The sequence below is a fragment of the Kineosporia sp. NBRC 101677 genome (assembly GCF_030269265.1).
GTDB lineage: Bacteria > Actinomycetota > Actinomycetes > Actinomycetales > Kineosporiaceae > Kineosporia > Kineosporia rhizophila.
On record NZ_BSTA01000001.1, the window covers coordinates 261357 to 271583 of the forward strand.

Annotated in this window: 9 protein-coding genes and 1 tRNA gene; 6 read left to right on the top strand and 4 right to left on the bottom strand. The window is 68.5% G+C overall.

All coding sequences use genetic code 11. The annotated features are described in order from the left end of the window. Positions 1 to 246 precede the first annotated feature (246 nt). The gene (locus tag QSK18_RS01250; RefSeq protein WP_232811185.1) at positions 247 to 1800 is read left to right on the top strand and encodes a DHA2 family efflux MFS transporter permease subunit; all 1554 of its coding nucleotides are present in this window, start codon (positions 247 to 249) and stop codon (positions 1798 to 1800) included. Positions 1801 to 1878: 78 nt separating this feature from the next. On the opposite strand, the gene QSK18_RS01255 is transcribed toward QSK18_RS01250, so the two are convergent. Continuing rightward, positions 1879 to 2373 carry a YajQ family cyclic di-GMP-binding protein gene (locus QSK18_RS01255; RefSeq protein ID WP_232811183.1) on the bottom strand — a complete coding sequence of 165 codons (495 nt, stop codon included), beginning with the start codon at positions 2371 to 2373 and terminating at the stop codon, positions 1879 to 1881. Positions 2374 to 2525: 152 nt separating this feature from the next. Between QSK18_RS01255 and QSK18_RS01260 the strand changes: the two genes are divergently transcribed. After that, a tRNA-Tyr gene (locus QSK18_RS01260) sits at positions 2526 to 2607 on the top strand. A gap of 447 nt (positions 2608 to 3054) precedes the next feature. After that, positions 3055 to 4794 (top strand): hypothetical protein, encoded by a 1740-nt coding sequence (locus QSK18_RS01265; protein WP_285616345.1) that lies wholly within the window; start codon positions 3055 to 3057, stop codon positions 4792 to 4794. On the opposite strand, the gene QSK18_RS01270 is transcribed toward QSK18_RS01265, so the two are convergent. After that, positions 4705 to 5439, bottom strand: coding sequence for an FMN-binding negative transcriptional regulator (locus QSK18_RS01270; RefSeq protein ID WP_285616346.1), 735 nt, complete (start codon positions 5437 to 5439; stop codon positions 4705 to 4707). The genes QSK18_RS01265 and QSK18_RS01270 overlap by 90 nt on opposite strands. A 155-nt stretch (positions 5440 to 5594) precedes the next feature. Between QSK18_RS01270 and QSK18_RS01275 the strand changes: the two genes are divergently transcribed. Then, the gene (locus tag QSK18_RS01275) at positions 5595 to 6131 is read left to right on the top strand and encodes an NUDIX domain-containing protein (RefSeq protein ID WP_285616347.1); all 537 of its coding nucleotides are present in this window, start codon (positions 5595 to 5597) and stop codon (positions 6129 to 6131) included. Between the two features lie 53 nt (positions 6132 to 6184). Here QSK18_RS01275 and QSK18_RS01280 read toward each other — a convergent pair whose 3' ends face one another. After that, positions 6185 to 7063, bottom strand: coding sequence for a dioxygenase family protein (locus QSK18_RS01280; RefSeq protein WP_285616348.1), 879 nt, complete (start codon positions 7061 to 7063; stop codon positions 6185 to 6187). A 293-nt stretch (positions 7064 to 7356) separates the two neighbouring features. On the opposite strand from QSK18_RS01280, the gene QSK18_RS01285 reads away from it, so the two are divergent. Together QSK18_RS01285 and QSK18_RS01290 are read left to right on the top strand one after the other, a co-directional pair. Beyond that, the gene (locus QSK18_RS01285; protein WP_285616349.1) at positions 7357 to 8598 is read left to right on the top strand and encodes a glycosyl hydrolase; all 1242 of its coding nucleotides are present in this window, start codon (positions 7357 to 7359) and stop codon (positions 8596 to 8598) included. Positions 8599 to 8736: 138 nt separating this feature from the next. Beyond that, on the top strand, positions 8737 to 9156 hold the full coding sequence (locus QSK18_RS01290) for an ANTAR domain-containing protein (protein ID WP_232811133.1): 420 nt from the start codon (positions 8737 to 8739) through the stop codon (positions 9154 to 9156). A 140-nt stretch (positions 9157 to 9296) separates the two neighbouring features. Here QSK18_RS01290 and htpX read toward each other — a convergent pair whose 3' ends face one another. Beyond that, positions 9297 to 10154, bottom strand: a complete 858-nt coding sequence (gene htpX, locus QSK18_RS01295; protein ID WP_232811131.1) for a zinc metalloprotease HtpX — start codon at positions 10152 to 10154, stop codon at positions 9297 to 9299. Positions 10155 to 10227 lie beyond the last annotated feature (73 nt).

A 10227-nucleotide genomic window follows, 5' to 3' on the forward strand; every position in this document is an offset into this window, starting at 1 on the left:
CGCCGCCGGAGCCTTGGTCCGTTCCGCACGGTTCGTCGACGGAGCCGACCCCCCACCCAACGGACCGCTGCCGCCATCGCCGACTTCGCCGTCCTTCGTTCCGCCCACTCGACCACCCGACGAAACCCGTGCCGACCCGTCCTCCATCGGCCCATCCTCCCTCACCACGCCCCCGGGGTTGACGAACCCGGGCCGCTAGTAGAACGTAGTGCCACAACTATAGGACGTTGTTCTAAGGAGCTGGCGATGAGCGCACCGAACCCGAACGCTGCCCGTGACCCGCGCCGCTGGTGGATGCTGGTCGTGCTCTGCCTGAGCGTGCTGCTGGTCACGGTGGACAACACGATCGTCAACGTCGCGCTGCCGACCCTGAGCCGCGAACTGGGTGCCTCGACCAGCGGCCTGCAGTGGATCGTCGATGCCTACACGCTCGTCTTCGCCAGCCTGCTGCTGCTCAGCGGTCACCTCGGTGACCGGTTCGGGCGGCTGCGCACCCTGCAGCTCGGCCTGGCGCTGTTCGCCCTGACCTCGTTCCTGGCCTCGCTCGCTTCCACCACCGGGGAACTGGTCGCCGGGCGGGCCGCGATGGGGGTGGCGGCGGCGATGATCTACCCGGCCACCCTGGGGCTCCTGACCAACGTCTTCACCGACGCCCGCGAGCGGGCCACCGCGATCGGGGTCTGGGCCGGCGTCTCCGGCCTGGCCGTGGCGATCGGCCCGGTCAGCGGCGGGGTGCTGCTGGAGCACTTCGCCTGGAACTCGGTGTTCCTGGTCAACCTGCCGCTCGCCGCCCTGGCCCTGGCCGCCGGCTGGTTCGTGCTCGGCGAGTCGAGGGACGAGCAGGCCGGTGGCTTCGACCGGCTCGGCGCGCTGGGCTCGGTGGCGGTCGTGGGCACCCTGGTCTGGACCCTGATCGAGGCCCCCGGACACGGCTGGACGTCGGCCACCACGATCACCGGTTTCGTGGCGGCGGTGCTGCTGCTGGCCGGGTTCATCGCCTGGGAGGCCCGGCACCCGCACCCGCTGCTCGACGTCCGGCTCTTCACCAACCCCCGGTTCAGCGCGGCCAGCGGGGCGATCACCGCGGCGTTCTTCGCCCTGTTCGGCTTCATCTTCCTGATCACCCAGTACTTCCAGGCCGTAGAGGGCTGGGGCGCCCTCCGGGCCGGTCTCGCCACTCTGCCGTTCGCGCTGGTCACCGGGGTCCTGTCGCCGGTCGCGATCCTGCTGATGAAGCGCTGGGGCACCACCGTGGTGGTCACCGCCGGCCTGGCCTCGATGTCGGCCGGCTTCTACCTGGCCTCCACGGTGACCTTGGAGTCGGACTACTGGGGCAAGGTGATCTGCTCGATGGTGCTGATGGCGACCGGCCTGGCCCTGAGCACCGGCCCGGCCACCGACGCGATCGTCGGGGCGCTGCCGAAGGAGAAGGCGGGCGTGGGCTCGGCGGTCAACGACACCACCCGTGAGGTCGGCGGCACGCTCGGGGTCGCGGTGCTGGGCTCGGTGACGAGCTCCTTCTACGCCTCGAGCATCCAGGACTCGCTGTCCGGCCTGGGCGTCGACGGGGAGACCACGGCGATCGCGAAGGAGTCGGTGATGGCCGGCATGCAGATGGTCGGGCAACTGCCCGCATCGGTCGCCGGGCCGGCCGCCGACGCAGTGCGCCAGGGATTCCTGGACGGCGTGCAGGCCGGCTCACTGATCGCCGCGGGCACCGCGGCGCTCGCGGCCGTCGCCGTGGCCCTCCTGCTCCCCGCGCGCCACCGGGAAGAGGCACCGGCACTGGTGACGGTCTGAGGCCCCACAACGAAAGCGGCGCCGGTGCCCACCCAGGTGGGCCCGACGCCGTCTTCAGTTTGTGTTCTGCGTCTCAGTTCAGCGGTAGTTCACGAACTGCAGCGCCACGTCCAGGTCGGCGCCCTTGAGCAGCGTGATGACCTCCTGCAGGTCGTCGCGGCTCTTGCTGGAGACCCGCATCTCCTCGCCGGTGATCTGGGTCTTCACACCCTTCGGGCCCTCGTCCCGGATGATCTTGCCGATCTTCTTGGCGATCTCCTGGGACAGGCCCTCCTTGATCTCGGACTCCATCCGGTACTCCTTGCCGGAGGCCTTGGGCTCGGAGGAGTCCAGCACCTTCAGCGAGACACCACGTTTGATCAGCTTGCTCTGGAACACGTCCAGAACCGCGGCCACCCGCTCCTCGCTGTTGGCCTTGATCACCACGGTCTTCTCACCGCTCCACTCGATCGAGGCGCCGACACCCTTGAAGTCGTAGCGCTGGGCGATCTCCTTCTCCGCCTGGTTGAGCGCGTTGTCGACCTCCTGCCGGTCGACCTTGCTGACCACATCGAACGACGAATCGCTGGCCAAGACGAAGCTCCTTCTTGCTTACCTGAGGGGGTCCGAACGGTCCGCCGGAGCCCCTCGGAGGGGCCCGGACGGGAGCGGGTGCGCGAAGCACCCGTCATCCTTGCTATTCTTCCATTCGCCGAACGGGCCGAAGGGCTCGGACGGTGCACCAAGGCTGGTTGCCCGAGTGGCCAAAGGGATCTGACTGTAAATCAGACGGCTCAGCCTACGCAGGTTCGAACCCTGCACCAGCCACACCAGGCGAAACGCCCGCTGATCTGCGCAAGCAGGTTGGTGGGCGTTTCGGCGTTTGTCCGGGCGTCACCGGGTGGGAGCGGGGATCTACGGGTGTCCGCGTCTCATGCGCGTCCAAGTTTTCAAGATCCTTGCCCCCGTTACGCCCTGCCTGCTGCTGCCGACCCCAGATCTGGACGCCACCCTCATCACCCGAGGACTCCTGCTATGCAGTGACGTACATCACTAGTGCATTGTTTCGGCGTTGCCCGCGAGAGCACGCACCCGGGCTGCACCTCGACCCCGAGCCCACGAGAACCACACGTAACGACTCGCAGCGTCGAAAGGGACGAACCGCCAGGTCAGGCAAAAGAAAAGTGGGGAGCGGCCTCCAAGGAGGCGACTCCCCTACTTCAGAACTTGGGCTGCCCGGGGCAGCGACTTTCAAGATACGGGCACACTCGGGCAATGAGCAACCCCCAGGACGCCGCCCTCTCGGGCGTTCCACTGATGCAAGGGGTGATTGGTCAGGACTGGTACGCAACCCATGTCGCCGTCCGCCTCAAGGAGTTCTACTTCGCCAGTTCACCGTGGCAGCGAAGACTGTGGAACGCCGGAACCGTGGGTGGGCTGTACGAAGTGCTGGAGGCCTCTCGATGGCGGAACCAGAACGTTCTGCGAGAGGCGGCGCTCCTCAACTTCTGTCACGAGATGCAACGCGCCGTCGGCCAAGACCGAGGCGTTGCTTCGGGAAGGCTCAGACGGTCCGTCGCCGATGAATTGAAGTCAGGCGCGCACTACGACACAAGGCACTGGCGGACACTGGAGCAACTCGTTCCCCACGTTGCCGACGGATACCTGAAGCGCTGGGCCGAAGCCGTGACCTCGGCCTCGCCCCCGGGACCTGAGCGAGTAGCTCGCGCCGTCGCATCGCATCTGCTCGACCGCGGCTACAGCATGGCCCACCTGCACGCCGGGATGCGTCGGCATATCGAGGCCAGGAGCAGCCTGCAAGACGTTTTTGAGGACGCGATGGCGCTCGACTGCTGCGAGCGCCGCCTCTACGACGTGCTTCTGCCCTTCGAAGTCATGCCGAAGGAGACGACGGCCCGACAGCAGCCGAACTGGCGAACCGGTCCGCAGGTCAAGACCTGGCTGACAGAACGTGGCGGCACGCGCGCAGGGCAGGCCGTGCCGCGCTATGTAGGCGGGTTCCACTACCGCTTACCCGCCCTGGACAGCTATGCGGCCGCCGAGCAGACCGCAGCCATCAGGGACCGGCTCCTGGCGCGGGCGAGCTATGCGGCCGGCTACACACATATCAAGGCGTTCGATGCCGCATGGATACACGACCCCGCTACAGCCGACCTGTCGGGAGTCAAGCTTTTCGGTCTGGACAACCCGCATCGCAGCGTCTTCGTGAAATCGCTGGTCCGAGAGAAGAAGATTCATGATGTCGGCATCGAGCCAACGGTTCTGGACGACGCCCTCGAACTGGCTGCGGCCCTGAATCACAGCGGTTCCCGCGGGCCGGCCATTGCCAGCGGCTGGTCGGCCCTGGAGTCTCTTCTCTGTTCTCCCGGCGACCCGGAGGACGCTCAGCAGGGGCGAGGCGTCGTGGTGAGCCTTCGTGCAGCCGCTCTGGTGGCGTGTTCATGGCCTCGGGCCGAACTCACCGCCCTTTCATACGGGCAAGCCGGGCAGACGTCTTCAGTGAATGCGGTGGGAGTGGCGGGACCACGGGCGCAGGAGAGGGCGGACCGGATTCCGGCGGCCGAGGACTTCGCACAGCATCTGGCGCTTGCCGACACCAACCGAGCAAGGTGCCGGGTGATGCTGGACCACTACGCCCAAGGCGGTTGCCTGTCCGTTTCCACCCCAGAGGCGGCAGCCGCCCAGGAACGGGTCCTCGCTCTCCTTGCCGATCCGCACCCAGCGCTGACCGAGCTCCGTGGCCACCTGGAGAGCGCTTTTCAGCGGCTCTACCGGATGCGCAATGTCGTCCTGCACGGCGGAGCCGCGTCTGCGGCAGGGCTGGAAGTCACTCTGCGCACCACCGCGCCTCTGGTGGGAGCAGCGCTGGACCGGGTGGCACACGCTCAACTGGTTGACGGTGTCTCACCACTCTCTCTGGCCGCCCGTGCCCAAGCTCGCCTGGATCTCCTCGGAGAACCCGGCACGCCCAACGTGGCCGATCTGCTGGAGTGACCCGAAAGCACTGGCAGCGCTACTGCGCGGCGCGGCGCGCCGCACCGCCTCGGCCCCGGCCTCGTCCCCCACCGCCAGCAGCCCCGCGACCACTCCCTCGCGGTCGGCCTCGGGCCGGTTCTGGCTGAGTTTGGCCTTGGCCTCGATCCGGGTGATCCGCAGCTCGACCCCCACGATCGCGCGCAGCTGGCCCGCGACGAACTTCGGCGGGGCGTCGTCGACCGCCCAGGCCGGGGTGCGGCCGGCCTCGTGCTGGTCGGTGAGCCGGTTCACCAGGGTCTCCAGCCAGGCCACGTCGTCGTGGATCACCAGGTCGCCGTAGACGTGGGCGGTCAGGTAGTTCCAGGTCGGCACCACCCGGCCGTGCTCGGCCTTGCTGGCGTACCAGGAGGGCGAGACGTAGCTGTCGGGGCCGCGCAGGATGACCAGCGACTCGCCGGTGGGCGGGGACTGCCAGTGCGGGTTGTTGCGGGCCAGGTGTCCCAGGAGGGCTCCCTGCGGTCCGGCGGAGGGGTCGAACAGCAGGGGGAGGAAGGTGGCGACCAGGCCGTCTGCCGTGGGCGTGATCAGGTCGGCGGCGGCGGGGCGGGTCAGGAGCTCGTGGATCTGCTCGGGGGTAGCAGCGAAGTGGGCGGGGACATACACGGGACGAGTGTGTGCGGGCTGAGCTCAGGGGGTCTACGGCCAATCCGTGTCCAGCGGCCATGAAGTCGACGGCGGTGGGTCGATCCGGTGAACTCCGCCACCGTGGCCCCTCGGAGCTTGCATCTCCCGCGCGGGGAGGTGTTCGATCGAGCGTCGTGACCACTGTTCCCTCGCTCGACGACGACCTGCTCACCGAGGGTGTGCCGGAGGCCGAGTTCAACCCGGGCATCGCGTCCCGCCTGCCGAGCAAGAACGTTGCGGCGGCCGCGCTGATCCGTGATGGGCTGGGCCGGGTGCTGCTGCTGGAGGCCGTCTACAAGCCCACCTGGGTGATGGCCGGCGGGGTGGTCGAGGCGAACGAGGACCCGCACCTGGGGTGTACCCGCGAGCTGGCCGAGGAGCTGGGGCTGGAGACCGTGCCCGGGCGGCTGCTGGTGGTCGATTGGGTGCCGCGGCACGGGGTCTGGGGCGATCAGCTGCAGTTCGTCTTCGACGGCGGGACGCTGAGCCCTACCCAGATCGATTCGATTCAGCTGCAGGAGAGCGAGTTACGGGCGGCGCACTGGGTGGCCCCGGAGGATCTGCCTTCCGTCCCACTCGCCCCGTCGTTGCTCCGGCGGCTGGTGGCGTCGCTCACCGCCCTTGCCCAGGGGACCACTGAATACACAACCTATGGACGCTCGGGGCGGTAGGACGTCCATAGGTTGCCTCCCAGCCGAGCGGGCTGGGAGGCGACCGAGACCGCTCAGGCGACCTGGAACGACCGCTTGGACAGCCCCCACATGTAGCCCTCGATGGTCGTGGTGACCGGGGCTTCCGGGTTCGAGGCGGCGCCCAGCGTGATGAACGCCGGCACGAAGTGCTCCACCGTGGGGTGCGAGTAGGGCAGACCGGGAGCACGTTTCAGGTAGTTCATCAGCGTGTCCACGTCGCCGCGGGCCAGCGTCTCCTGGGCCCAGGAGTCGAAGTCGGCCGACCAGCCCGGGATCTTGCCGGCGAACGCCTCACGGGTCAGGAACGGCAGGCCGTGGGTCATGAAGCCGGAGCCGATGATCAGCACACCCTGCTCCCGCAGTGGGCGCAGGCGCCGGCCCAGTTCCATCAGCTTGGCCGGGTCATGGGTGGGGATGCTCAGCTGCAGCACCGGCACGTCGCCGAGCGGGTACATCACCTTCAGCGGCACCCAGGCGCCGTGGTCCAGGCCCCGGCTGTTGTGCTGGTGCACCGTCTCCACGTCCGGCATCACCGAGGTGACCAACGCGGCCAGAGCGGCTGCGTCCGGGGTGCGGTACTGCATCTCGAAGTAGCGCTGGGCGAACCCGCCGAAGTCGTAGACCAGCGGGGTGTGGGCCAGCGGGCTGGTCAGGCTGAGCGGCGCCGACTCCCAGTGCGCGCTGATGATCAGGATGCTCTTCGGCTTGGGCATCTGCTGCGCCCAGGCGTGCAGCTGATCCATCCAGGGGCCGTCGTCGAAGAGCGGGGGCGCGCCGTGGGAGAGGTAGAGCGCCGGCAGGGCGCCGTCGGCGGGGGTCCAGTCGCGCTGCGCCTGGCTGGTGGCCAGCGCTCCGGGAAGGAAGGCATCGAACGCCGCACCGGGCGCCGTGGGGTCCACCGTGGAGGTCATATTTCAAAGGTAGGACGACTTAGTTGAAATCTCAAGCATTTCTCGGAGCGACCACAGAGAGCACATGACCGGTCACTCGATCCGCGGGCTGCCGGACGGGTGAAACCGGGTTCCCGGGCTGAGCGTGCGCCGGTGCGTAATCACGGCGATTCTCAGCGGATTCACCGCGATCACCGGGCACTCTCGAGACTGCCAACGATCGGCGGACAGCGGTCCCATCTCTTCCGCAGCGTTAGAGTTGCGAGAGGCGACAGCAGTTCGCCGCACCCCCGTACCGGAAAGGTCTGCGAACCATGCGCGCCACGCCATCGGACGACGCCCACCAGAGCGGGTTGTCCCACGGGAATGGGCGGCACGCGGCACCGGAGAGCGATCCGGCCGCCGCGACCAGCCCCATCCCGGGCGGGCCGGCCGATCCCCCGTCGGGCCCGGGCGGCAAGCCCCCGGCCACCGGTGGCGCGCGCAAGAAACTGCTGGCCGCCGGGGCGGTGGTGGCGCTGATCGCGCTGATCGGCGTGATCTTCGCGGTCACCCAGGGTTCGGACGACGAGACCAGCTCCCCCACCCCCAGCGCCTCGGCCGGCGAGGGCAGCACTGGGGGCACCGGCACCAAGTTCGGGGTGTTCCGGCAGACCTCGGCCGACAACGTCGAGGCGTACCAGCAGTGGCTGGGGGCCGACGTCGAGTACGTGGTCGACTTCTCGGCCCGCGGCACCTGGGACAACATCGCCAACCCGCAGTACCTGTTCGACGAGTGGGCCGACACCCCGTACCGCCTGGTCTACGGCGTACCCCTGCTGCCCACCGACGTCGAGGGCGTGAGCATCCAGGCCGGGGCCGCAGGCGACTACAACGACTACTTCCGCAACCTCGCCGACAACCTGGTCAAGGCCGGCCAGGAGGACGCGGTCCTGCGCGTCGGCTGGGAGTTCAACCTGGAGTCGTGGAAGTGGGCCAGCGACGACGCCGAGAGCTGGAAGGCGTTCTACCGCAACGTCGTCGAGACCATGCGCTCGGTGGACGGTGCGAAGTTCGAGTTCGACTGGAACGTCAACGGCGGGCCGAACAAGTACGACGCGGCGAACTACTACCCCGGTGACGACGTGGTCGACTACGTCGGGGTGGACGCCTACGACGTGTCCGGCGCGGCCTACCCGTACCCGGACGACTGCGACAGCGCCTGCTACGTGAAGGCCCAGAAGAAGGCCTGGGACGTGTCGATCTACGGCGGCGACCGCGGTCTGCAGTACTGGTCGCAGTTCGCCAAGGACCACGGCAAGCCGCTGTCCATCCCGGAGTGGGGGGTCTGGGCCCGCCCGGACGGCATCGGCGGCCACGACAACCCCGACTACATCCAGCGGATGTACGACTTCATCACCGACCCGGCCAACAACGTGGCGTACGCGGCCTACTTCGAGTACGACTACACCGACGGCCAGGGCGGCCAGCACAGCCTCGAGAACTCGTTCCCGAACAGCGCGGCGAAGTTCAAGGAACTGTTCGTGCCGCTCTACCAGAAGGCCGACGGTTCGTAACCCGGCGCAGGTGCACCAAGCAGTGCCCCGGGCGGGCTAAGATCCTTCCGGACCTTTGTGAAGCAGTCGTAAAGATCCATTTCCTGGCGGGACCCGGTAAGTCGTCCCGCCCCGCGATGGATGGGGAAGTACGACTGCATGACGACCACAGGCCGTTCTCCGCGACCTGATGCCGCTGCTGCGCCGGACCGTCTTCAGAGTTCGACGCCGCTGCGCGAGCTGCTCAACTCGATGGTCGGTCTCCTGCTCGGTGAGATCACCGAGGGTGCCGAGACCGACCGCCTCAGGCGCTACGTCGATCCGCTGACCATCTGCCTGAGCCTGGAGCGGGACCTCACCGACCAGGCCGGCCAGGCCCGGGACGCGGTGGCCCGGGTCCAGGCCCAGCAGATGAGCGATCTGGCGACCGGGGTGCTCATGGCCCGGCTGGGCTGCGACCCGCCGACCGCACGCCGGCTGCTGTCCGAGTGGCTGGCCCAGCGCGGCGTGGATGCGGCGGAACTGTCGCCGGCCGATGTGCAGGCCCTGCTCGAAGATCCCGACTGGGGACGTCCCTGAGCCGCTGAGGCGGTCGGGCGGCCCCTTCGTCGGTGGTCACCTCTGAGAACGAACACAGCCCCCGGAGCCGAGCGATGGCTCCGGGGGCTGACAGGTTCTCACCGCGCCGGCGACCGGCGGGGAGAACCCGGTCGGGTGGTTCAGCGGCGGTAGCCGGCCATCGACTCCAGGCGGGCGATGCGGTCGGCCATCGGCGGGTGGGTGGCGAAGAGCTTGGCCACCCCGCCACCCCGGAACGGGTTGGCGATCATCATGTGGCTGGAGTTGACCAGCTCCCGCTCGGGCGGCAGCGGCAGCTGCCGGGTGCCCATCTCCAGCTTGCGCAGGGCCGAGGCCAGCGCCAGCGGGTCGCCGGTGAGCTTGGCGCCGTCCTCGTCGGCGTCGTACTCGCGGGTGCGGCTGACCGCCATCTGGATCACCCCGGCGGCGAGCGGGCCGAGCAGCGACATCGCGATCATCGCGACGAAGTTGGGGCGCTCCTCGTCGCTGCCGCCGAAGAAGAAGGCGAACTGCGCGATGAAGGTGATCGCGCTGGCCAGGGCCCCGGCGACGGAGGCGGTGAGGATGTCCCGGTTGTACACGTGCATCAGCTCGTGGCCCAGCACCCCGCGCAGCTCGCGCTCGTCGAGGATCTGCAGGATGCCCTCGGTGCAGCAGACCGCGGCGTTGCGCGGGTTGCGGCCGGTGGCGAACGCGTTCGGCGCCTGGGTGGGTGAGATGTACAGCGCGGGCATCGGCTGGCGGGCCTCGTTGGCCAGCTCCCGCACGATCCGGTACATCACCGGCTGCTCGGCCTCGCTGACCGGGCGGGCGCGCATCGCCTTGATCGCCATCTTGCCGGAGTTCCAGTACTGGTAACCGCTGATCGCCAGCGAGACCCCGAAGGCGATCACCAGACCGGTGCTCCCGGCCATCAGCTGACCGATCACCAGCAAGAACGCCGAGAGGCCACCCAGCAGGACGGCGGTCTTCAGCCCGTTGAAATGACTATGACCCATGCGGTGCTCCCTGACTCCTCACGACCGGTGCCACCGGGCACCGTCAGGAAACTCAACGGTGTCCGGCCTGCGC

What these genes read in the sequence shown, in the direction of transcription:
- QSK18_RS01280 (WP_285616348.1), bottom strand. Translation starts at nt 7,063, where the DNA reads ATGACCTCCACGGTGGACCCCACGGCGCCCGGTGCGGCGTTCGATGCC.
- QSK18_RS01250 (WP_232811185.1), top strand. Translation starts at nt 247, where the DNA reads ATGAGCGCACCGAACCCGAACGCTGCCCGTGACCCGCGCCGCTGGTGG.
- QSK18_RS01265 (WP_285616345.1), top strand. Translation starts at nt 3,055, where the DNA reads ATGAGCAACCCCCAGGACGCCGCCCTCTCGGGCGTTCCACTGATGCAA.
- QSK18_RS01290 (WP_232811133.1), top strand. Translation starts at nt 8,737, where the DNA reads ATGACGACCACAGGCCGTTCTCCGCGACCTGATGCCGCTGCTGCGCCG.
- htpX (WP_232811131.1), bottom strand. Translation starts at nt 10,154, where the DNA reads ATGGGTCATAGTCATTTCAACGGGCTGAAGACCGCCGTCCTGCTGGGT.
- QSK18_RS01285 (WP_285616349.1), top strand. Translation starts at nt 7,357, where the DNA reads ATGCGCGCCACGCCATCGGACGACGCCCACCAGAGCGGGTTGTCCCAC.